Raw genomic sequence first — 26,040 nt, forward strand, 5'->3', positions numbered from 1 at the left:
CCGGAGGCAGGCGATTGAGAGATTGAGCGCCTAATAGGCTTCCTGGAACATCACTGCGGACGCTGTGCGGGCCATGATCTTCAGGTCGAGCCAGATGCTCCAGTTGCTGACGTACCAGACGTCGTACTCGACCCGCTTTTCCATCAGATCGATCGTGGGCGTTTCGCCCCTGAATCCGTTCACCTGAGCCCAGCCGGTCAGGCCCGGCTTCATGTGATGGCGGTAGACATACTTGCTGATGAGCTCGTCGTAGTAATTGTCATGGGCGAGCGCGTGCGGACGCGGTCCCACCAGCGACATGTCCCCCCGCAGCACGTTCCAGAGCTGCGGCAGCTCGTCAATGCTGGTCATGCGCAGGAAGCGGCCGATCTTGGTGACGCGAGCATCCTTCTTGGTCGCCTGGGTTACCGTCTCGCCATTCTCGGAGACCGTCATGGTGCGGAACTTCCAGATCTCGAATGGCTTGCCGTTGAAGCCGCGGCGCGACTGCCGGAATATGACGGTTCCCGGCGAATCCAGCTTGATCAGCACGGCCACGGTCAGCAGCAGCGGCGTCAGCAGCACGAGCGCGAACAGAGCGACGCCGACGTCGAGACAGCGCTTCTGCAGCCGTTCGAGAATGGTGAGCGGCGGCCGCTGGATCTCGACCGCGACGGTGCCGCTGACCGGCAAAAAGGGACGGGTCACCAGGTCGGCAACCGAATCGTCCGGCAGCAGGCGAATGGGCTGCGGGACGGCGCGCAAATATGGCCCGAGCTTGCGCAGCATCGGCAATTCGTTCCAGTCGATCGCGAGCAGATATTCGTCGACATCGGCCGCGCGCGACTGACGGATGACGTCGCGAATCTGCCGCTCCCATTGGCCATCATCCCGGTCATCTCCGAGCACGAAATGGCGCATGACGTCGAAGCCGTTCCTGCGCAGATCCTTGAAGCGGCTCGAGGTGAAGTCGAGCGGCTTCAGGCTGAGCAGGATCACCTTGCGATCGACCAAGCGGCTTCTCGCAAAGCTCGTGCCGAACACGGCCTGCCAGACGAAGCGCAGGCTGATCAAGCCGAGCCCGCCGATCACGGCGAAGAGGATCACGGTGCCGCGCGACAGATTGTCCGTCGACTTCAGCAGGAAGGCCGCAACAGCAAGGATCGTGAGCGACGTCAGCCAGATAAACGCCGCCATTCGAAGCTGCCAAAGCAGATTGAGCAGGCGGTGCGTGGAATAGACGTCCCGGAAATAGGCGATTCCGACGAACACCACGCCGACGAACAATCCGGCTCCCACCGATGCACCGTCGGGCGGCGATGCGACGGCCACACCATACAGCGAAGCCCCCGCCACGTAACTCAGCAGAATCAACAGAAAGTCAGCAGCGATGACGACGATCTGAAAGGGCCTCTGAAGCGCACTGCCGCGCGCAGATGACAGCGCATGCGCGCTTTCAGAACCATAAGTTGCAACAGCCATTCGAACCTCTGCGTATCGAGAGAGTGCCTGACGCTCATCGTGATGCTGAAGACTCGTCAATCCCCCGCACCGAAAGTGTTGTTCGATCGCAGCGACATTGTGGCGCTGCACGCGAAACTTTTGCGGCGCACGAACGATGCGTCGCGTTGAGATGCGTCGCGAAATTCGACGCGCTGAAAATGTCGTCACAGTGCTGACATATGAGCGAACGGACTGCCCTATTTTGAATCAAGTTCCGCATCGGACGCGACGCAATCGTTGCACGAACCGCTCTTCGCTCAACTTTGAGGCGCTGCTTTGCTGCCGCCGAACGCAACATCGGATCACTTGCGAGAATTTCCAGGGATTTCTATCTGCGGGTGTATGCGAGAATCTGCCACGAGTCATGCAGACTTGCCGCACGCTTCGAGGCAGCGATGCAATTCCTACGGAGCCCTCTCGTTCCTGACACCATCAAAAACAACTCGGCAAAAAATGCCGTGCCCTTCTTTTGGCGTGATCGGGACGGACAACAGGTTGCGCCCCCATGGAACTCGCCTTGTTCGCGTTGGATGGACGCTCTCCGGTGCCGGCGACTTGGGGATGTTTTTCCGACCACCCGATCGATGAGCGCCATGAAATCTTTCGCGCGATCCCAGCCGTCGCTTCCCAAACCGCAATTGCCGGACGGCGTCCGCATCTATGCGATCTCGGATATTCACGGCTGCGCGCACTTGCTCGAGCCCATGCTGCGGGTGATCGACGCCGACGTTGCGCGCAGCCAGCCGCGCTATGCTATCGAAGTCTTCATGGGCGATTACATCGATCGCGGCCCGGATACGCGTTCCACCCTCGACATTCTGGTCGAGCGGAGTCGCCGGGGAAATGCGGTCTTCCTCAAGGGCAACCACGAGGCCTTTCTGGTGAGGGTGTTCGAAGACCCTTCACTGTTCGAGGACTGGATTGCCTTCGGCGGCACCCAGACATTGATGTCCTACGGGCTTGCTCCGCCCGATCTCAAGCGCGACGAGCCGGCATCGATCCTGCGTGACTTGATTCGCGCGATGCCGACCGAGCATCTGGAATTTCTGGACAATCTGCGGTTGAGCTTCAGTTGCGGAGACTTCTTTTTCGTCCACGCCGGCGTACGTCCAGGCGTCCCGTTGGCCGAGCAGACCGAGCGCGATCTGCTCTGGATTCGCGAGGAATTCCTGCGGAGCGAGGAGCAGTTCGGCAAATATATCGTCCACGGTCATACGCCGGTCCGCAGCGCCGAATTGCTGGCCAACCGCGCCAATATCGACACCGGCGCCTATGCGACCGGCAACCTCACCCTGATGAGCATCCAGGGAAGCCGCATGCTCGCGGTGTGATGAGTTTCAGCCTCCTGCCCCCGACGCGCGAGAGGGTCTCAAGGATGGAATGGACGCTCGCGGTTTCTAGTTGAGCAGCGGCGACTGCGCCGGCCGCACACGCGTCTGGGCCATCCAGTCATTCCAGGCGCGTTCGTGCTTGACGTAGAGCTCCACCCACCGTTCGCCATGCCTGGCCTCGCGGACGCGCGCCGCCTCGCCGAGCATGCCGGCACCGGCACGAGTGTCCGGCTTGTCCAGCGCCTCGAACTCGATCGTTTCCGATATCGTGAGACCAACGAGCACGCGCTGTCCGGCGCCGTCCACGATATAGCGTCGCGGCGCATCGTTCTTGGGCTCACTCATGTCTTCATGTCCCATCGGTTCGGTGTGACGCTGGATGCAGCCGTGGCATGGGACGATGCCTAGAAGGCTCGCCGGGCATGGCCGAACGTAGAGGTCGGAGCGGGCCGCGACGCCCGGCGCGAGGCGCCGCTGGATGAGTTCACAGCTCTTCGTTCGACGCGCCACGCGCGCAACGCGTATCCGAAAATGAGGCCAGCGCCGAAAATGAAAGCCGAGACAAACGTAGAAGTCATGGGAGCGTCCTGGATCGTGCGCCTCCTATGAAGAGTGAGCAGTGTGTCGACATCATGGTTCAAGAGGATTCACGGGCGCCGAAAAAATGTTCAAGGTTCGGCCTGCTTTGCATGCATGCCGCGCGCGTGCCAAAGCGGCCGACCTCTGCCCGATCTCGTCTCGGCCGGTGGTGATCATCGAACACTCTATATATGGCGACCACAATCTTGGAGACGTTCTCGTAGCGATGCACCCAGGCCCGTCGCGGTCGAGCCGACGCGCGCCGGCGAGACCATGCGCCCCTGCAACTGGAAATTCGGCGTCAGCCGGTGAGCCCATACCCTTGCAACCATCCGGAACCCGTCGCATTATCGCACATCGCATTTCATGAGGGATTCGATCCAATGAACTTCCGCGCCGTTGTTTCGTCCATTGCCCTGTCGGCTCTCGGCCTCACCCTGGCGACATCCGTCACCTCAGCCGCCGAGCTCGCGCTTGCCCGGTCACACCGGGCGGCCGCCGTCCAAGGCGGACTTGTGTTCTGGGACGACGTCTACCCGCCGGCAATCTACGGCCCGCAGCTGCGCCCCGTGGAGGAAGTCGCGGCCATGAAGGCGCAGGCGCGGCCGGTGTCGCAGCGCTGGTGGGGATATTGGTACGTGCGCTGACGCGCCGGGGCAACAGGCTAACCGCTACCCAACCGTCCTCAATCATCAACCGCCGCGCCGAGCAAACGGTCGCGGCGGTTTTTGTTTGGGGCGGCGCCGTCTAGTCCCGACGGCTACTGGCGCACTGCTTGCAACAGTCCGATGGGGCACTTCGGTGCCTAAACGGCTCCGCAAATCACCTCAACTCGATCTTCTCACGAGCACCGGGTCATTGTTCGGGCGCGGAAAGGCCCCGCCGACGTTCAATTCCCTGGTAACAGGGAATACTACAGGGAAACCGCAGCGCAATCGCCGCCGCCGCAACGTAAGAAACGACAGAAACGCCTTCGAATCCAAGCGTGTCACGGTGGTCGGGGGCCAACACCGAACAGGGAATTTTTGCTGAAGATCAGGGAGCGGGCGGCGTCCGAACAGGGAACGGTCGCAAGCGTCCATTGCTTCCGCACTTTTCCTGTGGTTCGGCAAGCACGATCCGTTCTCGCTGTGATTTGCAGATGAGGAGAACGGTCATCGCCCGCTCTGCTTTCATGGTGCAGAACGCGGCTGATCGATGCGTAGCAGCGGCCGCTCTGGACGCGTCCAAGACGACGATTCAGCGAGACGGACAAACGCCGGATGGTCAAGCTGGCCAAGACGGAGCGAGTACGGGCTGCGACAACCCCGCTGCTGGCATTGCCGCGTTCTGCGACGGTGGAAGCCAGAGCGGGCGATGACCTTGCAGGCGGCACGCGGTCGCGATTTCTAGCGGCTTGGCTTCATGCCGCATCTCGCCTAGGTTCGTTTCAAGGCGAAACCGCCTCGGCCGGCGCCCTTCGTTCGATAGGGTTTATCCGGCCGCGACGTCGTTCGGCCGATCCACTTGCTTCTTCGAGCCGCCGCACTATGCGCCTTCAATACCTCAGCTTCGATGCTTGGCTGGAGCACGCATTTGGACGCGAGGTTCGCTTTCAGCAAGCACCTTGGTACTTCGATCCCGAGCATGATTGGTGGGATCCGCCGGCGCTTGAAGCCGTGTCTTATCTCACTCGACTGTTTGAAGACCCGGAGCCAGCGTTACAGGGATTTTCCGACAGCCAAATCGCGCAGGGCCTAACCTACCTTGTGAATACCAACGCCGCCGGCGATCGCCGGTGGCTCTGTTCAACTGACGTTCCGGTCGAAGGTCGTGTTCGCTGCGTCCGGTCTGTCGCTGCTCTATTTGCCAAATTGTTCGAGCCTCGTTGCGAGCCTCGCCTGTCTCACCTCAGCCAAGCCGCGAGCAAAGCACTCAACGGTGTTTGCTATATGTGGTGGGATGCGTTTCCGAGCTTGGCTCTTGCCGACGATCCCGACCTGCCAACGCTCCACGATTGTGCGCTGCAAACCATGGACCGCATCCTTCAGCTTGAATCGATCGCCTGTCAGGAAAGTGCTCTCCACGGCCTTGGACACTGGCACCGCGACTACAGCAATAAGGTCAGCCACATCATCGATCGCTTCTGCGAGGTGCATTCCGGGATCGACCCGCGCCTGTCGGCCTATGCCCAATCGGCTCGGTGCGGATGCGTCCTGTGATCCGCGGGCGGCGGGGCGCCATGGTTGCGTCCCGCCCCGGCGTTGAGTGCATCATCGCGACCTCAGAAAGAGGCGCCGCATAGCCCAAAATTGGGCCTGCGTACTCATGATCGACTTGCCGGCTGATGTCCCGCTCAAGCTCCAACAGCAGTCGAAGTGTGGGCAATCTCCCGAGCGCGAGCACTGGTCGAAGGATAAGGGCCTAGAAATCCGAGATGGTCAAACGCCGACGTTGGCATGAAGTCACAATTGAGCGACCTCTAGTTTACGAGCTTGCGATTGCTGGCAATCCTATCTTCGTTTGCAGCGAGCAGATCATAATCGTCTGCAAGTCTAAGGTAGATCCCACGCAGCCCCTCATCTGACTTACATAACGCTATGGTTCGGTACTCCTCGGCCACGTGCCGATGCCGGGCGGCTTCCGCCATGTAATCCATGCCCATCGCAAGCTCCCAACCGACCATCCCTCGCGGACCGAGGAGACCGTTGCGATAGATCAATTGAGCAGGCCCCATCATCGGCCGGCGTGTATGGGCCGGACATTGGCTCGAGCTGCAGTGTGCGGCTGCTAGAAGGAAAAGGCTTGCTTCCGGAGTAGACCACATCGGCCCCAGCCTGGAGGTTTTTCCGGATCGAAAAACGGAGCTGGGACCGAGAGGTCTGCCGCTGTCTGGTCGGCAAACACAGCTTCATCCCAAGAAATCGTCCACTTGGGATTCAACTTTGTGAATCCGATCCATGGAATACTCCAGCCCGTGGGGGAACGAGCTGGCAACAGGTCGTGCGAAGGACGTCACGCAAGACCGACAGTCGAACTGAGAGCAGGCACGATCGCACCTAGCCGCCCGCCGTGCGGTCGCAAGCGATGTGTGGCTAGCGCTTCCTGCCAGTCGGCTTGCCTCGGTGGGGGCGCTTCTTCGGCTTGGACCTTGTTGGTCTTTCGCTCTGTTCAGCCGCGAGAACTCGAGCTCGGATTTCCTCCAATTCAACCAGTGCAGAAACGATGCTCTGAAGACGTTCGCGAATTGCAGCAGCAGGAATCACCGCTCGACCGCGGGTGCTCATGGACGCCCCCAACTTGTTCTTCTTTGGGGCCGCCGTTGGCACCCGCTCGGAGTCTTCCTTTTTCGGCGAACCTAGTCGTTAACAAATTTAAACGACGACTACCGCGTCCCAGCCAGCTCGAGTTGTTCCCGGAGGGAACACTGCAGCATCCTGCCAACCGCGTATTCTCGATACCTGCGACCCCAGCGCATCCAAGATCCAAAAGCTGCATCGTTGCCTCACTGGAAGAGGCTGCATCCGGAGCACGTGCGGTACTTATGATAGATCAATGAACAACCAGGCCGCTAGCCGCCCGGCGATCGATCGGGAGCTTTAGGTGCACGTGCGGCGCATTCACGGCCGCGTGTACGAAGCCATTTGAGGCGTCCAACGAAGCGAAGCTGAAACAATGCAGTCCGATGCTGTGGTGATCGCAACGCCTGTTGAGGGAGGGTCAAATGCGTAGCCTGATTTTCGGTGCGACCCTCCTGGCGCTGGCAACCATCGGGTGTTCCACGTTTATTTCGGCTGCCCTGTCCGCGGCATGGGATGCAAAAGCGGCAACGTTCTCCGAACGATTCGCGCCGGCAATGAAGGTTCCCTCAAGCAGCTAGTCCCACCAGCGTGAACCGGCGAGCGGATTGCGAGCCTTAATGGCGGGATTTGTCTTCTCGCTTGAGAAGCTCCAGACGTCGCTCTAGCTCTTCCTTCTTCGCCAAAAGTCTCTTGGCCAGAATATCATTGACGAGGGTGTGAAGTTGCCAGAGCTCTTCAAGAGCCATGCTCTCGAAAGGCGTCCGTTCCATGACTGCCCCGACTCACATATCGCCAAGGCTAGCGCGAAACAAGAACTAGAGCCACTCCCGGGGGATATAGCGAAAGTGGTGCCGACCTGCTTTATTGCGCCAGAACTTTCGCAAGCCTCAGCGAGCTTTAAGTAGCTGTCGCGGGCCACCTAGCCTTCATGATCTCGGCGAGTACCCGGCACTCTTCGGCCGATCTCTGAGCCGTTTAGCATGCGCAGCATGATCCATTCGGCAATGCTAGCACTCAGCCCTACATCCTTGTGTCGCAAACGACACACAAGAGCACTTCCATGGGGGCCGATCTCCGACCTTAATCGGTATAAGCGCGTGGTCGCTCGGTTTCTGCAGTCTCGTTTGAGGCCAAGCAACGTCGCGCCCGTTCGATCTGTGCGTCAGTAGCACCATGATTGCGTGCGTACATCTCGGCCACTGGTGCCGAATATTTCCCGACGTAATATCTGACCTCGCTGCACGAGATGCGCCCCGTCGGCCTGTGGTGACGCGAAGCGAAGGCTTCGGACCCCAGCGGGATCAGCAACAACGCAACAATAGCCCCGGCCCGTACGATCATTCCCGCCACCCCATCTATTGTCTGGTTCGTTGGCAGAGAGCAGGCCTGAATCGCGCACGCGACGCAAATTAACAGTCGTGCACCGATCCAAAAAGCTGTGCGACTGTTGCTCCAATGCTTCGGTGCTGCGCGCGTACCGGATAGTGAGGTCGCGGTCGAGCGATCTGGCGCGAGCTTTCCAGAAAGCGGAAGTGGCAAGTTCGGTCATCGCACTGAACGGCTACGAGCTCGCAATAGCTATCTCCGCCGAAGCACTCCCCTTCTACGGCGGGCTTTGGGGATACGGCTGGTCCTCGCAATCGTTCTCGCCTGAGCGGCTCGTAGGCGACGCCGGAGAGTCTGCAGTTCTCGAAACAGTGCGAGCAGTCCCTCGACCCGCTCGCCCAGAATAGTCGAACAATTGTAAACCCGACCTCGATTACTCATTACTGCCCAAACCATGATCGTTGAAAGCAATAGGCGGTCGACAACGGGAAAATATGCAATCCAGGTACGAACATACACCCCATAAATGACGGCGGTATTAACCCTTAAATGACGACCGTATTAAAATGGGGCCATGAAAAGGTCCCTACACCGTTGTCACAGCGCATTCCTTTCGCTTGTCTTTCGGGTCGTTTTCGTTCTGCAAGTTCGGCCTGTTCGGCAAAGCTACAGGCTTGGTACCGCAGCATTCACGCGCACCACTCTCAGGCTGGTGGTCCCATTCTGCCCTTTACTCGCGCGACGGCTGCTAACAGGGATGACGCTCGTATCGCTTGGGTAGCCCTTCGATCCACGGCTCTCGTACTATTGCTGAGTGCGCCGGCTGTTAAGGGTTGGTTTAGCTGCCGGCGCGATCATGGCGACCGCAAGGGACCCGAGCATGCAATTGCACCATGCGAATACCTTGGACAGGATCGTGACCGTCGCCAATCACGGCAATGGCGCGGTCGCGGCACGGCCCGTCACTTTCGACCAATCGGATTTCTCGACCTCTACGCGAGATGAGGTCCTGGCGTTATTGGCACCAAGCGGTCCCTCAAAACCCACCATTTGGCTCGTCGTGGTCGCTTTGGCTGGGGGCTTCGGATTGGGCTGGGTTGGTGCTTGGTATGGTCCTGCAGCTCTCTCCGCTCTCAGCCCGACTGCTCAGGGAGAAACGGCTTCACGCCGCATGCCGGACACAAAGTCAGGCGGTAAGGGCGAAAGCGCCCGAAAGATTGCGTCAGCGTCGGCCTCGCGAACAGCGCCTGCTTTAGCGCAACCCTCCACGGTGTTCGCGAGCGTTGCTGCGAAGCCTCTGGCCAAAACCTCGAGCGGGGCGCAATCCGCGGAAACTTCGAACCCATCTTCTTCGGCTGTCGGCGCGGACGCGTCTGTGACTGGCTCGCTGGCGCCTGCGGGGCCGCTCCTGTCGGCCGCCGAGACAAGACCAACGACCATTGCAGGTTGGGCCGTGCTGGACGTTCGCGGGGGAACGGCGGTGCTCGAAGGGCCCGACGGAATTCGGATGGCCGCACGCGGTGACGTGGTCCCTGGCATAGGGCGAATTGACTCTATCGTGCGCTGGGGGAATCGCTGGATAGTTGCCACAGCCAACGGATTGATCTCGACGCCCTAATCTGGACAGGCCAGCTCGGGCGAGCTTGGCCATCACGCCCGTGCTCGCACCTCCCGTAGAATGTCCGTACTCCGAACTTTACGCCAAAGCGATTGGCAAGCAGCTAGGAGGTTGCGAGCAGCCGATGCGGTATGCAGGTTGCGTCGAGAACGCTGTCGGCAAACGTTGGCTCGGAAATGGCCGGGGCGCCGGATTTAGGCAAGTAGCGGTTGACACCCGGAAAAGCGAAAGCATAGCGGCTAGGTGGTAGTGATGCCGGGGTCCGCGCCCGAATTAGATCAGTCCTTTTTTCGTGACCCGCAAGCTACGGACGTAATACCCTTGTCGCTGAACCGTTGACCTAATCTCCTCGCTTACTTTGAGAATTCTTGTTCTGCTCTTGCGCCACCTATTTGTAGAACAAGCGCCTGGGATTGAGGAGCCTGCGCTTAGAACGAGCACGTCACGCTTGCCATTGCGATAAACATCAAACATTTTTCGTCCCCGCGATTATATCAAAGCGAAATATGTTTTCGTCATTCCGGTCGACGAGCTTACTAGCCTGCACGGCAGCGCGGGTTGCAAATATGCAACGCTTCGACGCATCTTCATCAAGCCGATTGATGTGCCCTTCCTGAAGCAGGGTTCACGCCACCAGATCCTTCTAGGAACCTCCCGCGCATCAAGATATTGCACACAGAACATCGGGATACGGAGCCGACCATGCACGAAGACCTGCGCGTGCTTGCCCAGCCCGGAGCGATCGTCGCTGTTCTGATGGTCCTGCTGCTGATGGCCGGGGGTGACGTTTTCATTCTGATTGCCATCAAGGGCTGGCCATTTTAGTTGGCCGGCCATGGTCGACGTCAGCCAAATCATTTTCTGGGCTGGGCGCCCCTTCTGCGAACCGCGATCGGCACCACGATCACCTATATCGCCGTGATTGTCCTGCTCCGCCTCGCAGGTCCGCGAACCCTTGCAAAGTGGTACGCCTTCGACCTAATCGTCACCCATCGCACTCGGGTCGACCTTCACCAACAGCGTTCTGTCCGGCAACATCAGCGTGGCGTAGTCTTTGGTAGGCTTCGCCATCCCGATCGCGCTGCGATCCGTAATGGCGCTTTCCGGTAGCGCATTGGAGCGAACTGCGGATCGTGGCCAATCCGCAACCGGAACTGCTGCTCCATCGCGCGAAGTTTCTTCAGGATGCGATGCGCCGCCAGCGCGTCGCCGAGGCGGACGTCCGCGCGGCGATCCGGCATCAAGGTATTGGCCGCGTTGAAGATGTGGATGCTGTCGTGCCCGAGGCCGACGGCACTTTCAGCGTCACCAGGACGCTCGGGCCCAGTGCCAGCGCACTCGCCGTTATCACGGCTGGGCGGCTCCCATTCTGCCAATCGCTCGGACGACGAATAGGAACCTTTGTAGGATCGCACGGTTCCGCCTGTGAGGCGGAGTATAGAGATTTCCATGTCGGTCTGGGTACGAGGGGTCCTGGTGCTATGCACGATATGGCCGCTGGCTGCGTGCGCCGGTCAGCAGTCGGCGCTCGACCCGCAGGGCCTTCAGTCAGAGCAGATCCAGCATACGCTGTTCATTTTTCTCGTCATCGCGGCGATCGTCTGGATCGCCGTCGTCATCGTGCTCGGCGTGGGTATGTTGCGTCGAAAGCCCTTGACGGATCAGCCGTTGGACCTTGATCAGGCGTTCGAAGAACGCTCCGGACGCGTGGTCCTCGCGCTTGGAATCGCGACGACGGCGATCGTGCTCGGCCTTTCCTTTGTCAGCTATGCGGGGCAGCGCACCGTCTTCGCGAAGGACGAACACGTCCTTACGATCAAGATCATTGGCCACCAATGGTGGTGGGAGGTTCGTTATGAAGCCGATCGTCCGCACCAAAGCTTCGTGACGGCCAACGAGATCCGCATTCCGACCGGGCAGCCCGTCAAAGTCGAGCTGGAGTCCGCAGATGTGATCCACAGCTTCTGGGTTCCGAGCCTGACCGGGAAGATGGACCTGATCACCGGACAGAAAAACGAGTTGCAATTCACGGCGAGGAACGCTGGTGTTTATCGCGGCCAGTGCGCCGAGTTCTGCGGACTGCAACATGCTCACATGGCGTTCGCAGTGATCGCCCTGCCGCCGGACGAGTTCGGCCGCTGGCGCGATCATGAGAACCAAAGCGCGGCGAGTCCCTCGGATCAACTCGGCATGCAGGGCGAGGCGCTGTTCCGCGGCCGCGGCTGCGCTTTGTGCCACAATATCAGCGGCACGATGGCCGGTGGGCAGCTAGGCCCGGATCTCACCCATCTCGCCAGCCGCACCACAATTGCCGCAGGAACGCTGCCGAACACTCCGGCGACGCTTGCCGGCTGGATCGCCGATCCCCAGCACATCAAGCCCGGCAATCTCATGCCGAAGATGCCGCTGCAATCGGACGAACTCATCGCGATCCTTCATTATCTGGAGCAGCTCAAGTGAGCATGGCCGCTGAACCGAAGGAGTTGCGGGACGACGCCCTGAACGGCCTTCGGCTCTCCACACAGCTAGAGCGGGTCTGGCGCACGCCCCCGGGGCTTCTCGGTGCGCTCATGTCGGTGGACCACAAGGTCGTGGGTCGCCGCTACATCGTGACCGCATTTGCGTTTCTGGGTCTCGGCGGGCTCCTTGCGGTTCTGATGCGCATTCAACTGGCCGGGCCAGAGAAAACCTTCCTCTCGGCGGACAAATACAACCAGATCTTCACGATGCACGGCTCGACCATGATGTTCCTGTTCGCCGTGCCGGTCATGGAGGCGTTCGCCGTCTATCTTGTGCCGCTGATGGTCGGCACGCGAAACATCGCATTTCCACGTCTGAATGCCTTCAGCTACTGGATGTTCTTGTTCGGCGGTGGTTTTCTCTGGATCTCGTTCCTGTTCAATGTCGGCCCCGACGTCGGCTGGTTTTCCTACGTTCCGCTCTCCAATCTGCAATTCACGCCGAGCAAGCGCGCCGACGTCTGGGCGCAGATGATCACCTTCACCGAAGTCGCAGCTCTCGCAGTAGCCGTCGAGATCATTGTCACGGTGTTCAAGCTGCGCGCGCCAGGCATGACGCTCGACCGCATTCCGCTGTTTGTGTGGGCGATGCTGGTCACTGCATTCCTCGTAATGTTCGCGATGCCGTCGGTCATGGTTGCATCGACGTCGCTGATCTTGGATCGGCTGGTCAACACCCGATTCTATGATTCTTCGTCCGGCGGACACCCCCTGCTCTGGCAGCATCTGTTCTGGTTCTTCGGACATCCCGAGGTCTACATCATCTTCATCCCGGGGACCGGCATGGTCTCGGCGATCCTCGCGACCTTCGCGCGACGCCCAGTGATCGGCTATCCGATCGTCATCCTGTCGCTGATCGCCACCGGATTGCTGTCGTTCGGTCTCTGGGTCCACCACATGTTCGTCACCGGCCTGCCGCAGCTGGGTGCCGGACTGTTCACGGCTTCCAGCATGCTGATCGCGGTGCCCAGCGGGCTTCAGATCTTCTGCTGGCTGGCGACGCTGTGGGACGGGCGGCTGGTCTACCGGACCCCGCTGCTGTTCGTGATCGGCTTCATCCTGATCTTCGTGCTCGGCGGACTCTCGGGCGTCATGGTCGCCTCGGTACCGATCGACACCCAGGTGCATGACACCTACTTTGTCGTCGCCCACTTCCATTACGTGCTGATCGGTGGCGCCGTTTTCCCATTGATCGGTGCCGTCTATTATTGGTTTCCCAAGATCGCGGGCCGCGTGCTTAGCGAGCGGGTGGGACGCTGGAACTTCTGGCTCGCCTTCATCGGCTTCAATATCGCGTTCTTCCCGATGCACATTCTCGGCCTGATCGGCATGCCGCGGCGGGTCTACACCTACACCGCCGACATGGATTGGGCTCACCTGAACTTGGTGTCCAGTGCCGGCGCGCTTGTGTTTGCGGTCAGCTTCGCTCTGCTTCTCGTCAACGTGATCTACAGCCTGCGCAAGGGCGAGCTCGCGGGCGACAATCCGTGGGGTGCCTCGACGCTGGAATGGGCGACGTCCTCGCCGCCGCCGCCGCAGAATTTCGATCGCATTCCCGTCGTCAAGCACCGCGACCCCCTGTGGGCCGACGGCGAAAGCCTGCCCGTGGTCGCTGGCCTCAGCACGGACAGGCGTGAAGTTCTGCTGACGTCACTCGCGGAAGCGGAGCCGCAAGTCCGGGAGGCCTCGCCCGAGCCCAGCATCTGGCCGTTGCTCACGGCGATCGCGACGACGATCTTCTTCATCGGCTCGATCTTCACGCCCTGGGCGGTGCTCTGGGGCACGCCGCCAATGGCCATTGCTCTGATCGGCTGGTTCTGGCCCAAAGGCAGCAAGGAGGACGAGGCGTGAGACAGACAATCGTGCGCAACGTCTCGGAGCTGCCGACCTACGGCTTCGGTCCGCGCAGCGGCCCCTGGTGGGGCGCCATGGGCTTTATGGCGCTCGAAGGCATGGGCTTCGCCGTCGCCATCGGCGCCTATCTCTACCTCTACGCAGTCAACTCGAGCTGGCCGATCGGCGCTCCGCCGCCGGATCTCTGGCCCGGTACGACCGCGACCGTGCTCTATCTGCTCAGCATTATCCCGAATGAATACACCAATCGCGTCGCGCACCGGCAGGATCTCGCAAAGACCCGCATCTGCCTGATCGGGATGGCTTTGATCGGTATCGCGCTTCTGGTGCTGCGCGGCTTCGAGTTCGCGCATCTCAACACCCGTTGGGACAATTCCGCCTATGGCTCCATCGTCTGGCTAGTTCTCGGATTGCATTCGGTTCATCTCGCCACCGACGTCGGCGACACCGTCGTCTTGGCCGTGCTGATGTTCACCCGCCACGCCAAGCCGCGCCGATTCAGCGACGTGACCGACAACGTGTTCTACTGGAACTTCGTCGTGCTCGCCTGGCTGCCGCTCTATGTCCTGCTCGATTGGATGCCGCGCCTATGACCGAAACCGAGGGAAATGCAAAGCTGCTCTACTGGGCCGGTGTGGCGCTCGGACCCATCGCATGGGGACTGAACCTGCAAGGCATCTACGTGCTCGCACATTTCTCGTGCGCGACGACGCGCGTGAGCGGCACGATCGTCAGCGTGGTGCTGGCCATCGTCGCACTGGCTGGAACTGCGATATCGGCCCGTGCGGTTCGCCGCAGCGCTGGCGCAGAATGGGTCGATGCACAAGGCGGCGGCCCGAAATCATTCATGGCCAGGCTTGGCGTCGGCATGGGCGCGCTGTTTGCGCTCGTGATTGCGAACCAATTGGCCGCCTCGCTCCTGATCAGCCCATGCCTGCGCTGAGACTTGCAGCACTGCTGCTAGTGCTGCTCGCGCAGCCGGCAGCCGCGCACGGGCTCTCAGACGTCGATGCGGGATCGCTCTGGAGCTACGATCCCTGGCTCATGGCCCCGCTCTATGCGGTCGGCATCGGCTTTTATGTCGGGACGCAGCGGCTGTGGGCACATGCGGGAGGCGGCCGCGGCGTCAGTTTCCGCCAGGTCGGCGGTTTCTGGATCGGCTGGATGATCGCAGCGCTCGCCGTGACATCGCCCCTACACTGGCTCGGCGAACGCCTGTTCACTGCGCATATGGCCGAGCACGAACTCCTCATGGTGATTGCCGCGCCGCTGATGGCCTACGCGCGCCTCAACGGTCCCTTGCTGTGGAGCCTGCCGGCATCGTTCCGCCCCGCAGCCGGGCGCATGCTGAATGCCCTGCCCGTGGCGCGCGCGTGGGGTTTTGTTGGTCATCCCGTGAGCGCAACGGCGCTGCATGGCCTGGCGCTCTGGGCCTGGCACGCCCCGCCGCTCTATACATGGGCGCTCACGAACCCTGCGGTCCATCGCTTTCAGCACATCAGTTTCTTCGCAACTTCCCTGTTGTTCTGGTGGGTCCTGCTGCACGGCCGCGGCGCGGGACGCAGCACCCGCATGCGCGACGGCATCGCCATCGGCTGCCTGTTCATCACGATCGTGCACTCAGGCGTGCTCGGCGCTCTGCTCACCATCTCGCCGCGAGTCTGGATCCCCGGCCAAGGCGCCCTCGCCGACGAATTCGGCCTTTCGCCGCTCGAAGACCAGCAGCTCGCCGGCATCTTGATGTGGGTGCCCACGGGCATCCTCTATACCGGCGCGGCGCTGTTCTTTGCGCATCGGTGGCTGACCGTCAATGACAACGACGCGCCGCTCGCTTCCATTCAAAGTCCGGGGTGAGCCCCCTGCATAGGAACTGCAACTTCCGTTCGAACGTTCGCCTGCTGATACGATGCCGAACGGAGATCACATGGGCCCACGATGCGTCAGGGCGACAGCTGCCATCCTGGTGGCGGTATTCTCGCTGCCCGTAAGTATGAAAGCGCAGGACCAGCCCAGGCCTGCAATGTCGTGTCCGGTCGACCATGATCAGCTCGCGGATATCCTCAAGAAGAGCGTCAAGTCGGGCGGCGGCCCGAGCAATGGCGGTCTGGACAACAACGAGTGGGCTGCGGTCGTCAATCGGCAGGGCATTGTCTGCGCCGTCACCTACAGCGGCAGCAAGGTTGATGATCAATGGCCGGGCAGCCGGGCGATCGCAGCGGAGAAGGCCAACACGGCGAATGCGTTCAGCCTCAAGGACAAAGCGATGGCGACAGCCAATCTGTACGCTGGGGCGCAGCCGGGCGGATTCCTGTTCGGTGCTGTTCTGAGCAACCCGCCGTCTCCGGAGGTCCTGTACGCCGGCAACCCGGACGAGTTTGGGACGACGCATGATCCGATGGTGGGCAAGCCCGTTGGGGGCGTCATCGTCTTCGGCGGCGGCTTGGCGCTCTATGACGGCAACGGCATCGCCGGTGCGCTCGGCGTCAGCGGAGACAGCTCTTGCGCCGATCACAACGTCGCCTGGCGCGTGCGCCACCTGCTCGGGCTCGACCACGTGCCCGCCGGCGTCAGTCCGAACATGAGGGACGCAATCATCTACGACATTGGGCCGGATGGCAAAAGCGCCTCAGGCTTCGGTCACCCCAAGTGCAATGGCAAGGAGGACCAGATCGCGGTCGATCTCGGCGCAGGCGTCTCCGGAAACGTGGTGAGATAGCCCGGCAATCACACTTTGGAACCAAGCAGAAGCGCAAGGTTTGTACCTTCGCAAACCGGCCTGCAAAGCCGCACGGCCTCGTCGTCGCCGTGGAGATCTTAACATATGTTGGTGTGTGTTTCCGCGCGGTTGTTGAGCGCGCTTTGCGCGGCCGTCGCGTTGCTGTCGTCTGCTGCGGCTCAGAGTGATCTGGCGAGCCGCATGAGGGACCCCGGTCAATGGCCGATGGCGGCCCGCGACTATGCCAACACCCGATACAGCGAGCTCGACCAGATCAACACGACCAATGCGTCGCGTCTGCAGCTGGCATGGACCTTTTCGCTTGGCGCCGACCGCGGCCAGGAGGCGGCGCCGCTCGTGGTCGACGGCACGATGTATGTGGTCGGTCCGTATGCGGGCCCCTATCCCAACCGCGTTTTTGCGCTGGATGCGACGACGGGCGAGCTGAAATGGTCCTACGCACCGAAGCCGGAGCCCGCGGCGGCGGGCGTCGCCTGCTGCGATGTCGTCAATCGAGGGCTCGCCTTCGACAACGGAAAGGTCTTCCTCAATACGCTCGATAACCACACCGTCGCGATCGACGCCAAGACTGGTAAGGAGCTTTGGCACACCAAGCTCGGCGAGATCAACAAGGGCGAGACGATCACGATGGCGCCCCTCGTGGTGAAGAGCAAGATCCTCGTCGGCAACAGCGGCGGCGAACTGGGCGTGCGCGGCTGGATCACGGCCCTCGATGAGAACACCGGCGCCATCGCCTGGCGCGCCTATTCGACCGGTCCCGACAAGGATGTGCTGATCGGGGACGACTTCAAGCCATTCTATGACAATCTGAGGGGTGCCGATCTCGGCGTGAAGAGCTGGCCTGCGGATCGCTGGCAGGTTGGTGGCGGCACGGTCTGGGGATGGATTTCCTACGACCCCGATCTGAACCTGATCTATTACGGCACCGCCAATCCGAGTCCCTGGAATGCCAACCAACGCAGCGGCGACAATCTCTGGAGCGCGTCGATTTTCGCCCGCGACCCCGACACAGGTCGTGCGAAATGGGCCTATCAATTCAGTCCGCACGATCTGTTCGACCATGACGAGATCAACGAGAACGTGCTGGTCGATCTCGAGCTCAACGGCCAGCTACGCAAGGTGCTGATCCATCCCGGACGCAACGGCTATATGTACGTCATGGATCGCGCCACCGGCGAAGTCATCTCGGCTGACGCTTATGTGTTCGTCAACGCCTATAACGGAGTCGATCTCAAGACCGGCAAGATCGTCCCAAATGAGGAGAAGACGCCGCTCGTCGGCAAGACCGTCGAGAACATCTGCCCTGCAGCGCCCGGTGCGAAAGATTGGCAGCCAAGCGCGTGGTCGCCGCGCACGAAATTGCTCTATGTGCCGCATCAGCATCTCTGCATGAACTTCAAGGCCTCGCAGGTCGGCTACATCGCAGGCACGCCCTATGTCGGCGCAGATGTCGACATGTATGCCGGGCCCGGTGGCCACCGTGGCGAGTTCATGGCGTGGGACCCGATCGCGCGCAAGAAGGTCTGGGAGATCAAGGAAAACCTGCCGGTCTGGAGCGGCGCGCTGGTGACCGCCGGCGACGTCGCGTTCTATGGCACCATGGACCGCCTGTTCAAGGCGGTGGATGCCAAGGACGGACGCGTGCTCTGGCAATTCCGCGCCGGCTCCGGCTTCATCGGCCAGCCTGTTTCCTATCGCGGCTCCGATGGACAGCAATATATCGCGATCCTGTCGGGCGTCGGTGGCTGGCCCGGCGTGGTGGCCAATGCCGAGGTCGATCAGCGTGTGCGCAACGCCGCACTCGGCTTCACCGGCGCGACGCAGGATCTGCCCTTCTATACTGCCGGCGGAAGCGAGTTGCTGGTGTTCAAGCTCGGCGGCGCAAGCGGCGAGGATCCAAGCCATGCGCCTGCGAAATAGCGCGATCACCCTCGCCGTCCTGGTTGCTCTCACGCCCGCGCCGGGGGCCGCATCGGACGGCGAGCTTCGGGTCTGTGCCGATCCGAACAATCTGCCGTTCTCGAACAGTGCCGGGGCGGGATTCGAGAACAGGCTCGCCGTCATGGTCGCCCAGCATCTCGGCCGGAACGTCGCCTACACCTGGTGGGCGCAGCGTCGCGGATTCATCCGCAACACGCTGAAAGCGGGCCAATGCGACGTGGTGATGGGCGTGCCTGAAGGGTATGGCATGGCGGAGACCACGAAGCCCTATTACCGCTCGACCTACGTCTTCGTCACCCGGCAAGACCGGCAGCTCGACCTCTCCTCGCTGCTCGACCCGCGGTTGCATGACCTGGCAATCGGCGTGCACTTGATCGGCGACGACGGCAACAATCCGCCGCCGGCACAGGCGCTCGGCCAACAGGGTATCGTCGACAACGTCCGGGGCTATTCGATTTACGGTGATTACCGGGAGGCCAATCCGCCGGCGCGCCTGATCGAGGCGGTCGAGAACGGCGAGATCGACGTTGCCGCCGTTTGGGGTCCACTGGGCGGCTATTTCGCGCAAGGCTCGCCCGTGCCGCTCACGGTGACGCCGATCCAGGACTACGAGGGCTTCGCCCCCCAGCAATTTCAGTTCGCCATCGCAATAGGCGTGCGCAAGGGCGATCACGCTTTGCGCGACCGGCTGAACGCGTTCATCGACGCGCACCGATCCGAGATTGCCGCGCTGCTGCGGAGCTACAGCGTGCCTCTGGTCGAACAGCCGCTCACTGCATCCGGAGGACACGAGTGATGTCAGCTCAAGCGATGCGCGCAAGCGCCATATCACTGCTGCTGGCGGCACCGCATAGCTCTGTACTGGCCCAGCAAACTCTGCCGCAATCGCAGGAGGCACAAATGCCCACGCTGGCGCCCCGGCCGAACTTCGGCGGCAGCGTCGGCAACGGCCGGCCCAGTGTATTCATGCAGGTTCCGGTCAGTCATCTCCACCCCGGCGCGCAGCCTGATCCGCCCCAGATCAAGAACCCCATGCAGGGCGATCCCAATGCGGAGCAACGCGGGATGACCTACTATGTCAACTTCAACTGCGTCGGTTGCCACGCGCCTAACGGGGGCGGCGGCATGGGGCCGGCGCTGAGCAACAACATCTTTACCTACGGATCGCAGCCCGAAAACATCTTTCTCTCGATCTACCAGGGACGGCCGAACGGAATGCCGGCCTGGGGCGCGCTGCTGCCTGACAATGTGATTTGGGATCTGGTCACCTATATCGGCAGGATCAGCAACGAGCCGAACCGCCAATGGGGCCGCACCTTCGCGGCCAATCCGCTTTCGCCCGAAGTCGAACAGGTGCCGACCGAGCAAGTCTCGACATCCGATCCCTGGTCGGCGACTAAGAAATTCAATTTCGGCCAGAAGCCGTGATCGGAATGGCCAATGGGCGACAATCCTGCCTCACGATTGATCATGGCGTCACTGCTGGGGCTGGCAATGATTGGCAACGCGGGGGCTGCAGGCCCAGACAATTTCAACGGCGACGCACGTCGCGGCGCCGATCTCGTCAAGAACTACCGTTGCGGCACCTGCCACGACATTCCCGGCGTTGCGGGCGCTAATGGTAATGTCGGCCCACCGCTGCATCGGATCGGCACACGCACCTACATCGCCGGCTACATCCAGAACTCGCCGGACAACATGGCCGCCTGGATCGAAGATCCGCAGAAGGCGCTGCCGGGCAACGCCATGCCCCGAATGGGAATCCCGCAGAAGGACGCGCGCGACATCGCGGCTTTTCTGTATACGCTGAAATAATTGCGCTGCACCGCCGTTTGGTGGCGACGGCGAGCCGCCAATCCACTCAGGTCAGGAGCAGGCAGTAATAGGGGGTGAGGATAAGTCCTCTGCGGCTGAGTGACCCTAAGCTGACCGTCGCAACATCGCGAAGCGGGACATGAAAAGCCAATGGATGACTTCCGCAACAGTCCCCCGCTCGACGAGCCGCCAAACGCTGCTGTTCTGTGCCAAACATTCGATTCATCGGAACGGGGAATAGTGGAGATGCGAAGCATTCGGCGAGCCCAGCTCCTCCTCGTCCATTCGTTTGATCCGCTGGCGCATCACGTCATAACACTCGCAAGCGACGCTTTCGAGTTGCGCTCGGTGGACCTCCAACGCGCCTCGCCGCTCCGAGATGATGCATCCGATTGCCCGAAGTTTGCGCATCGTTAGAGACACGGTCGTTCGCCGCACCCCAAGAAGTTGTGCGAGCGCCTCTTGGGTCAATCTGATCTCGCCGTTGGCAACACGGTCGTGAATCTCAAGCAACCATCGGGCCATGCGACATTCCACCGGGTGCACCGCGTTGCAGGCAGCCACGTTCTGAAGCTGCAGCAATTGGGTGCGGAGATGGAGGCGCAGAACACGCTTGATGGCACCGCTCTGCTCATAGGCTTGTTGCAATCGTGGAACAGGAATCTGGAGCGCAGCTCCCGCCACATAGGCCGTTGCTGTGACTGGCGAGTGGGAAGGACTTAGAATGGAGAGAGCGCCGATCGCTCCTTCCGAGCCCATGAGAGTGGAAGCGACAATGTGTCCGTCCGACATCTCAACCAGGAACGCCACGATCCCGCTAAGGGGAAAATAGACTTGTTTGAGCTCATCTCCGGTTCGCACCAGTACAGCGTCAGACTCGAACGCTATCTTCTGAACGTGAGGCTCAAGCAGGTTGAGATCCGCTGGCGGCAATGCCGCCAAAAGCCGATTCTCGGGCCCGGTCTGGAGCGCCATTTGCGGATGTCCCTTCGAGCACGCCGAAGCACCCGAAGCTTCAAACCAGCGTTCGGGGGTCCTGTTCCAAATTTTCCGGATAGACCCACGCTCGAAAGTTCGAACTGAGCAAATTGCAACGCCAGCAGCAGCACCACCGGTCGAAACGAGCGCTGGGCCCCTGTCATGAGCGAAAACTCCTTTGATATGAAAGTTACCTTGCGATCAGACTGACACTGCCTTCTTCACGGGCGGAATCTTCCAGGATCCGTCCAGTATCGAGGGCTTCTTCTCGCTCGGCCAGTACAGCCTCATCATCAAGACAAAGTCGCCTGCGGGTGCCGGAAGCCAGTTCGACTCTTTGTCTTGGCCCGGCGAATCCTTCTGAATGTACAGGTCGGTCGATCCGTCAGGATTGGATTTCAGGTTCTGGCGCGCGCTAATCGAATAGCGATTGATGGGGTTTTTGACGAAGAAGTAATCGGCGTCGTACATCGTCAGCGACCAAAAACCCTGAGCCGGCGGCAACTGCCCCTTGGGAAAGCGAATGACGTACTTGTTCGCGCCATTGTATTTGCGGCCTTCCGCGTCCTTCAGTGATGTCGGATAAACTGCATCCTGCGGCCGGTTCGCGCCCAGCCCGATTGCAGTAACCAGCGCTCGCATAAGATAGTCCGTGCCGTAGATGCCGGTCTTGGTTGTATATCCCCAGCCGTTCTCGTCCTTCATATCTTTGTTGATCTTGAACTGGAGCATGATCCGGTCAAACCCGATTTCCGGCACGCGTTTGACGAAATCCGCCTTCAGCTTGCTGGGATCGAAATCCTGCCCCGGCACGATGCCGATCCTGGCGAACTTGGCAATCTGTGGCGCATCGGCTGCCGCTGGCGGGTTGTCCTTCATCAGCTTGCAAAGCAGCGTGAAATAGGCAATCGCGTCCATGCGGTTCACCTGTTCGCGCACCGCCGTTTTCATATCTTGGGATGGATCGACCGTGCCAGGCGGGGGAGTGTAGGGCTTTCCGTACGAACTCAACGGCACCAGTTTGACCTCGTCCTGTAGCTTGTGCACTTCGGCGTAGTCCTCCGGCGTGCCGGTGCAATAGATGCGGCCGAGGAGCCAGACGATCCTGGTGGGCGACTTGTACTCCTTGACACCCGCCGGGAGCGTACCCTTCCAGCCCGGTCCGGTGATGGCGTAGGTCTGAGCGGCCGTGCCGGTGGTTCGCTTGCCGGGGACCTGGAAGACCGTGGTCCAGCCGTCCAGCATCGGAAAGAGAGCATAGCGCCCTTTCATGTCCGGGAGGCTAAGGACCCACGGCTCCTTTCCAACATCGAAGAAGGCGCTGGTGTAGAGCGTGTCAGCATTTGGCGCGGTCACATCCCGGAATGATGCATCAGGGTACTGGCGTAGCTTGATAATGTGGCCCATCGGCGCCCTTGTCCCTGCCGGTGCGGCGACATTGGTGATGACCCTGCGAGTCATTTCCATCGTCACGAGTGGATAGCCGTAGATGTAGGCATCGGTCGCGAGCGCGAACTCCTCAAGTCCCTCACCGATGCCGAGGAGTTCACCAAGCTCGGCGCGGCTCGATTCGCTCATAGAGGTGCCCGCGAGCAGGCTGATGCCGGCAAGCATTACGTTGCGACGCGTGAAGCTCATGATGGATTCCTTTCATGCCGCTCACCGATCCACGGTGTGTACGAGACGAAGAACTTCACCACTTGGGGTTGACGGTATTGACTTAGATCAACGTTGGCTGCCTCTAGCCATCTTGCGGGACCGTCTGTCTTTGGCGATGTCGCTAAGGGCCGATTTGTTGCAGAACTGCTTGAGCGGTGCACCGAACCATGATTCCGTTGTTGTGAGGGGCCATCGACGGAGCAGTTCGATGATGGGGCGGCGCAAGAGTGAGCAGAGCCAACTGTTTTATGCGTTCGATCTCGAGGCCGTAGTGCCGGACGACCACCAGGTCCGACAGATCGCTGCCGTGCTGGATCTGTCCTGGGCTCGAACAGAACTCGCCCCGTACTACTCGCATACGGGACGGCCTTCAGTCGATCCGGAACTGATGATCCGGATGCTCATCCTCGGGTACGTATTCGCCATTCGCTCCGAGCGCGCGCTTTGCCGTGAGGTCCAGCTCAATCTCGCCTATCGCTGGTTCTGCGGCCTCGGGATCGAAGACAAGATTCCCGATCATTCGGCTTTCACGCGCGCCCGGAACGAGCGCTTCCGGCAGCACAACGTGTTTCGCCGCGTGTTCGAACGCGTCGTCGCAGCCTGCATCCGAGCTGATCTTGTTGGCGGCAGCGGCTTCGCAGTCGATGCCAGCCTGATTGCAGCGGACGCCAACAAGTGCCGTTCGACGCCCGGCAGCAAATGGAGCCGCGACCTCGACCCGGCGACGGCAAGACGGGCCGTGCAGGACTATCTTGCCAGCCTCGACGATCCGGCGTGGGGCGCTGCGACCGACGTAATGCCGAAGTTCGTGGCTCCTGCCGATCCGGCAGCGCAATGGACCGGTGCGTTGCGCAATGCTGCGTTCTTCGCTTACGCCGACAATTACCTCATCGACGTGAAGTTCGGCATCATCATGGATGTGGAGGCATCCCGGGCGATCCGGCAGGCGGAAGTCGGCGCGTCACAGACCATGATTGAGCGCACCCAGGCGACGTTCGGGATCAAACCGGATTGGATCGTCGGCGATACGGCCTACGGCTCGGCACCCAACCTTCACTTCCTGGTCGATGAGAAGGGCATCGCACCGCATGTCCCGGTCATCGACAAGTCGAAACGCGATGATGGCACGTTCAGCCGGGAGGACTTCATCTACGACAACGAGCACGATTATTACGTCTGCCCCAATGGCAAGATCGCGCCGAGATCAAACAGAAAGCGCAAAGCTCGCGGCGACAACATGGTCTCGTACTTCTCACGCGTCACTGATTGCCGCTCTTGTCCGCTCAAGCCGAGGTGCTGTCCGAAATCACCGAGCCGCAAGATCACGCGGCATATTCACGAGGCGGCGCGCGACGTCGCCCGTGCCATTGCCAAGACCGCCGCCTATGAGCAGACGCCCGCGACCGAAAGAAAGTGGAGATGCTCTTTGCCCATCTGAAGCGGATCCTTCGGATGGGCCGACTGAGGCTGAGGGGGCCGGCAGGCGCCCAGTTCGAGTTCACGCTCGCGGCGATCGCTCAGAACCTGCGCCGCCTCGCCAAGCTGACGATCCAACCGCCGGATATATCCCGGTTGCGGGTTGCGTAGCGTCTCGTTGCTTCGTGTATCAGGCGTTAGTGCCGATGCGTTGTCGCCGCCCTGTCGGAAAGGCGGGCAGAGCATACGAGCCCAATTTCAGAATCCAACCGCAAGCCGCTATCTCGCCGACTTTTGCAACAAAATCGGTCACAAGCAGCGGTCGTGGCAAGCGCAACCCTACGCCCGGTTTACAGCCGATAACCGACAAGCATCGAAAATGCCGTTTTATGGCAAGGGCCTGCCTCAGGCGGGAAGTCCACCCGTAAATTTCCCAAGTGTCGGCAAGTTCGCTCGCTGGTTAACTGGTGCGATCGAGCGCCGCATCATGAAGACACCGAAGCCAAAGCAATGGGCCGAGCAGGAGGTCCGACGATTGATCACACTAGCCCGACAGCGAGTTGGCGCGTCGAAGATAGCCGCCGAACTCGACCGCCACGCCGGATCGGTGAGGCGCATGGCGCGAACGTTGGGACTGCGGTTGAAGAAGTAGTCCCCGCGAGCGGTCTTGAGCGCAGCGCGGCGGACCTACAGCCCAAAACCTTGGCCAACGTCCCGCGCCAGCTTGAGCGCGGCGTCAGTATTGCGGCCGTAGAAGAGCGCGCGATCGAGCTGCGAAAGCATGCTCATTCCAAATAGCGCGATGGCAATGCCTCTAAACATGGTTGTGGACCGGGTTGAACGATGCAGCGAAAAGTTCAAAACGGCCCCAGCCGCAGGTTGGGAGAAACAGCCGGGGCCGGCATTCCCATTCCAATGTGCCGCAATCGGCGGTAATCGGTACGCTCCCAGCAAGCCACATGAAAGCTAGTGAACTGTTTCGAAGGCCCGAATTCGGAGCAGCGCCTGATCTCACAAAGGCGCACTTCGCAACGCAACGTAGCGCGAATAGCCCGTAACTCTGCGTTGGGGAGCGCCCCCGGAGCGGCAGACTGGTCGTCGTGGATGTGGATAAAACCCTGCGGCTCGCGTAGCATCGGCAAGGGTCCAACGTCTCGCCGGGATCAGACAAATGAGCCGTTTCCTGCTGTGCTGTGTAGCCGCTACCTGCTTCGCCGGAGCTTTGGTCTTCCATTCCTCCAAAGCGAATGCCGTCTTTTGGCGCGGCATCACCGCGCCAACAAACATCGATATTCACGGGTGGCCGATCATCAAAGAGCCGCCGCCGAGCCCATGCCAGTGGATACGGGTGAGCGGTGGCTACTGGGTCCGGCAGTGCGTTTACTAGGCCAGCATTGGCCCATCGCTCAATTCAAACTTAAGACCAAGGGCGCACTTTGTTCTTTCGCCAACCTGAGGCGATTTATCCGGTCGTGCGGTGGTGTTACTCCTCCTCTGTGCGACG

21 protein-coding genes and 2 pseudogenes are annotated in these 26,040 nt (G+C 60.9%); 18 read left to right on the top strand and 5 right to left on the bottom strand.

Annotated features, from left to right (window positions below):
* Positions 1-30: 30 nt before the first annotated feature.
* Entirely contained in the window at positions 31-1,461 is a 1,431-nt protein-coding gene (locus DCG74_RS35075) for an undecaprenyl-phosphate glucose phosphotransferase (RefSeq protein ID WP_172785798.1), read from the bottom strand.
* Positions 1,462-2,075: 614 nt separating this feature from the next.
* On the opposite strand from DCG74_RS35075, the gene DCG74_RS35080 reads away from it, so the two are divergent.
* Positions 2,076-2,813, top strand: a complete 738-nt coding sequence (locus DCG74_RS35080; RefSeq protein WP_172785953.1) for a metallophosphoesterase — start codon at positions 2,076-2,078, stop codon at positions 2,811-2,813.
* Positions 2,814-2,879: 66 nt separating this feature from the next.
* Here DCG74_RS35080 and DCG74_RS35085 read toward each other — a convergent pair whose 3' ends face one another.
* On the bottom strand, positions 2,880-3,158 hold the full coding sequence (locus DCG74_RS35085; protein WP_172785797.1) for a hypothetical protein: 279 nt from the start codon (positions 3,156-3,158) through the stop codon (positions 2,880-2,882).
* A 617-nt stretch (positions 3,159-3,775) separates the two neighbouring features.
* Here DCG74_RS35085 and DCG74_RS35090 point away from each other — a divergent pair.
* From DCG74_RS35090 to DCG74_RS35100, 3 genes are all read left to right on the top strand, one after another.
* Positions 3,776-4,039, top strand: a complete 264-nt coding sequence (locus DCG74_RS35090) for a hypothetical protein (RefSeq protein ID WP_172785796.1) — start codon at positions 3,776-3,778, stop codon at positions 4,037-4,039.
* Between the two features lie 615 nt (positions 4,040-4,654).
* The gene (locus DCG74_RS35095) at positions 4,655-5,593 is read left to right on the top strand and encodes a hypothetical protein (protein ID WP_246708842.1); all 939 of its coding nucleotides are present in this window, start codon (positions 4,655-4,657) and stop codon (positions 5,591-5,593) included.
* Positions 5,594-7,095: 1,502 nt separating this feature from the next.
* Entirely contained in the window at positions 7,096-7,251 is a 156-nt protein-coding gene (locus DCG74_RS35100) for a hypothetical protein (RefSeq protein ID WP_172785795.1), read from the top strand.
* Positions 7,252-7,287: 36 nt separating this feature from the next.
* On the opposite strand, the gene DCG74_RS35105 is transcribed toward DCG74_RS35100, so the two are convergent.
* Positions 7,288-7,443: a hypothetical protein gene (locus tag DCG74_RS35105; protein ID WP_172785794.1), complete on the bottom strand. Its 156-nt coding sequence runs from the start codon at positions 7,441-7,443 to the stop codon at positions 7,288-7,290.
* A gap of 2,876 nt (positions 7,444-10,319) precedes the next feature.
* Here DCG74_RS35105 and DCG74_RS35120 point away from each other — a divergent pair.
* The 12 genes and pseudogenes from DCG74_RS35120 to DCG74_RS35175 all read left to right on the top strand — a co-directional run bounded on the left by DCG74_RS35120 (position 10,320) and on the right by DCG74_RS35175 (position 20,483).
* The gene (locus tag DCG74_RS35120) at positions 10,320-10,442 is read left to right on the top strand and encodes a hypothetical protein (RefSeq protein ID WP_257187481.1); all 123 of its coding nucleotides are present in this window, start codon (positions 10,320-10,322) and stop codon (positions 10,440-10,442) included.
* Between the two features lie 308 nt (positions 10,443-10,750).
* A pseudogene (locus DCG74_RS39090) lies at positions 10,751-10,873 on the top strand (hypothetical protein); the annotation flags it as partial.
* A 193-nt stretch (positions 10,874-11,066) separates the two neighbouring features.
* Positions 11,067-12,077 carry a cytochrome c oxidase subunit II gene (gene coxB, locus DCG74_RS35130; protein WP_172785793.1) on the top strand — a complete coding sequence of 337 codons (1,011 nt, stop codon included), beginning with the start codon at positions 11,067-11,069 and terminating at the stop codon, positions 12,075-12,077.
* Positions 12,078-12,079: 2 nt separating this feature from the next.
* The gene (gene ctaD / locus DCG74_RS35135) at positions 12,080-13,987 is read left to right on the top strand and encodes a cytochrome c oxidase subunit I (protein WP_172785792.1); all 1,908 of its coding nucleotides are present in this window, start codon (positions 12,080-12,082) and stop codon (positions 13,985-13,987) included.
* Positions 13,984-14,583 carry a cytochrome c oxidase subunit 3 gene (locus DCG74_RS35140; protein WP_172785791.1) on the top strand — a complete coding sequence of 200 codons (600 nt, stop codon included), beginning with the start codon at positions 13,984-13,986 and terminating at the stop codon, positions 14,581-14,583. Before ctaD ends, DCG74_RS35140 begins: the two co-directional genes overlap by 4 nt.
* A complete protein-coding gene (locus tag DCG74_RS35145; RefSeq protein WP_172785790.1) occupies positions 14,580-14,933 on the top strand; it encodes a hypothetical protein in 354 nt (117 codons plus the stop codon). Before DCG74_RS35140 ends, DCG74_RS35145 begins: the two co-directional genes overlap by 4 nt.
* The gene (locus DCG74_RS35150; protein ID WP_172785789.1) at positions 14,921-15,844 is read left to right on the top strand and encodes a cytochrome c oxidase assembly protein; all 924 of its coding nucleotides are present in this window, start codon (positions 14,921-14,923) and stop codon (positions 15,842-15,844) included. Before DCG74_RS35145 ends, DCG74_RS35150 begins: the two co-directional genes overlap by 13 nt.
* 136 nt (positions 15,845-15,980) lie before the next feature.
* The gene (locus tag DCG74_RS35155) at positions 15,981-16,706 is read left to right on the top strand and encodes a heme-binding protein (protein WP_172785951.1); all 726 of its coding nucleotides are present in this window, start codon (positions 15,981-15,983) and stop codon (positions 16,704-16,706) included.
* A gap of 105 nt (positions 16,707-16,811) precedes the next feature.
* The gene (locus tag DCG74_RS35160) at positions 16,812-18,647 is read left to right on the top strand and encodes a methanol/ethanol family PQQ-dependent dehydrogenase (RefSeq protein WP_172785788.1); all 1,836 of its coding nucleotides are present in this window, start codon (positions 16,812-16,814) and stop codon (positions 18,645-18,647) included.
* Positions 18,631-19,464, top strand: coding sequence for a substrate-binding domain-containing protein (locus tag DCG74_RS35165; RefSeq protein WP_172785787.1), 834 nt, complete (start codon positions 18,631-18,633; stop codon positions 19,462-19,464). Before DCG74_RS35160 ends, DCG74_RS35165 begins: the two co-directional genes overlap by 17 nt.
* Positions 19,465-19,478: 14 nt before the next feature.
* A complete protein-coding gene (locus DCG74_RS35170) occupies positions 19,479-20,096 on the top strand; it encodes a cytochrome c (RefSeq protein ID WP_246708839.1) in 618 nt (205 codons plus the stop codon).
* 12 nt (positions 20,097-20,108) lie between these two features.
* The gene (locus DCG74_RS35175) at positions 20,109-20,483 is read left to right on the top strand and encodes a cytochrome c family protein (protein WP_172785785.1); all 375 of its coding nucleotides are present in this window, start codon (positions 20,109-20,111) and stop codon (positions 20,481-20,483) included.
* A 222-nt stretch (positions 20,484-20,705) separates the two neighbouring features.
* On the opposite strand, the gene DCG74_RS35180 is transcribed toward DCG74_RS35175, so the two are convergent.
* Both DCG74_RS35180 and DCG74_RS35185 read right to left on the bottom strand, forming a co-directional pair.
* Positions 20,706-21,458: a Crp/Fnr family transcriptional regulator gene (locus DCG74_RS35180; RefSeq protein WP_172785784.1), complete on the bottom strand. Its 753-nt coding sequence runs from the start codon at positions 21,456-21,458 to the stop codon at positions 20,706-20,708.
* Positions 21,459-21,662: 204 nt separating this feature from the next.
* Complete coding sequence (locus tag DCG74_RS35185; protein ID WP_172785783.1) at positions 21,663-23,099, bottom strand: DUF1254 domain-containing protein; 1,437 nt, start codon at positions 23,097-23,099, stop codon at positions 21,663-21,665.
* A 229-nt stretch (positions 23,100-23,328) separates the two neighbouring features.
* Between DCG74_RS35185 and DCG74_RS35190 the strand changes: the two are divergent.
* Together DCG74_RS35190 and DCG74_RS35195 are read left to right on the top strand one after the other, a co-directional pair.
* Positions 23,329-24,707: pseudogene (locus DCG74_RS35190) on the top strand (IS1182 family transposase).
* 1,000 nt (positions 24,708-25,707) lie between these two features.
* Positions 25,708-25,923 carry a hypothetical protein gene (locus DCG74_RS35195; RefSeq protein ID WP_172785782.1) on the top strand — a complete coding sequence of 72 codons (216 nt, stop codon included), beginning with the start codon at positions 25,708-25,710 and terminating at the stop codon, positions 25,921-25,923.
* Positions 25,924-26,040 lie beyond the last annotated feature (117 nt).

Origin of the sequence: Bradyrhizobium sp. WBAH42 (genome assembly GCF_024585265.1) — a bacterium.
In the GTDB taxonomy this organism is placed as follows: domain Bacteria; phylum Pseudomonadota; class Alphaproteobacteria; order Rhizobiales; family Xanthobacteraceae; genus Bradyrhizobium.

What these genes read in the sequence shown, in the direction of transcription:
- coxB (WP_172785793.1), top strand. Translation starts at nt 11,067, where the DNA reads ATGTCGGTCTGGGTACGAGGGGTCCTGGTGCTATGCACGATATGGCCG.
- DCG74_RS35180 (WP_172785784.1), bottom strand. Translation starts at nt 21,458, where the DNA reads ATGGCGCTCCAGACCGGGCCCGAGAATCGGCTTTTGGCGGCATTGCCG.
- DCG74_RS35195 (WP_172785782.1), top strand. Translation starts at nt 25,708, where the DNA reads ATGAGCCGTTTCCTGCTGTGCTGTGTAGCCGCTACCTGCTTCGCCGGA.
- DCG74_RS35150 (WP_172785789.1), top strand. Translation starts at nt 14,921, where the DNA reads ATGCCTGCGCTGAGACTTGCAGCACTGCTGCTAGTGCTGCTCGCGCAG.
- DCG74_RS35175 (WP_172785785.1), top strand. Translation starts at nt 20,109, where the DNA reads ATGGGCGACAATCCTGCCTCACGATTGATCATGGCGTCACTGCTGGGG.
- DCG74_RS35145 (WP_172785790.1), top strand. Translation starts at nt 14,580, where the DNA reads ATGACCGAAACCGAGGGAAATGCAAAGCTGCTCTACTGGGCCGGTGTG.
- DCG74_RS35075 (WP_172785798.1), bottom strand. Translation starts at nt 1,461, where the DNA reads ATGGCTGTTGCAACTTATGGTTCTGAAAGCGCGCATGCGCTGTCATCT.
- DCG74_RS35080 (WP_172785953.1), top strand. Translation starts at nt 2,076, where the DNA reads ATGAAATCTTTCGCGCGATCCCAGCCGTCGCTTCCCAAACCGCAATTG.
- DCG74_RS35155 (WP_172785951.1), top strand. Translation starts at nt 15,981, where the DNA reads ATGAAAGCGCAGGACCAGCCCAGGCCTGCAATGTCGTGTCCGGTCGAC.
- ctaD (WP_172785792.1), top strand. Translation starts at nt 12,080, where the DNA reads ATGGCCGCTGAACCGAAGGAGTTGCGGGACGACGCCCTGAACGGCCTT.
- DCG74_RS35165 (WP_172785787.1), top strand. Translation starts at nt 18,631, where the DNA reads ATGCGCCTGCGAAATAGCGCGATCACCCTCGCCGTCCTGGTTGCTCTC.
- DCG74_RS35185 (WP_172785783.1), bottom strand. Translation starts at nt 23,099, where the DNA reads ATGAGCTTCACGCGTCGCAACGTAATGCTTGCCGGCATCAGCCTGCTC.
- DCG74_RS35170 (WP_246708839.1), top strand. Translation starts at nt 19,479, where the DNA reads ATGCGCGCAAGCGCCATATCACTGCTGCTGGCGGCACCGCATAGCTCT.
- DCG74_RS35160 (WP_172785788.1), top strand. Translation starts at nt 16,812, where the DNA reads ATGTTGGTGTGTGTTTCCGCGCGGTTGTTGAGCGCGCTTTGCGCGGCC.
- DCG74_RS35085 (WP_172785797.1), bottom strand. Translation starts at nt 3,158, where the DNA reads ATGAGTGAGCCCAAGAACGATGCGCCGCGACGCTATATCGTGGACGGC.
- DCG74_RS35100 (WP_172785795.1), top strand. Translation starts at nt 7,096, where the DNA reads ATGCGTAGCCTGATTTTCGGTGCGACCCTCCTGGCGCTGGCAACCATC.
- DCG74_RS35095 (WP_246708842.1), top strand. Translation starts at nt 4,655, where the DNA reads ATGGTCAAGCTGGCCAAGACGGAGCGAGTACGGGCTGCGACAACCCCG.
- DCG74_RS35105 (WP_172785794.1), bottom strand. Translation starts at nt 7,443, where the DNA reads ATGGAACGGACGCCTTTCGAGAGCATGGCTCTTGAAGAGCTCTGGCAA.
- DCG74_RS35090 (WP_172785796.1), top strand. Translation starts at nt 3,776, where the DNA reads ATGAACTTCCGCGCCGTTGTTTCGTCCATTGCCCTGTCGGCTCTCGGC.
- DCG74_RS35120 (WP_257187481.1), top strand. Translation starts at nt 10,320, where the DNA reads ATGCACGAAGACCTGCGCGTGCTTGCCCAGCCCGGAGCGATCGTCGCT.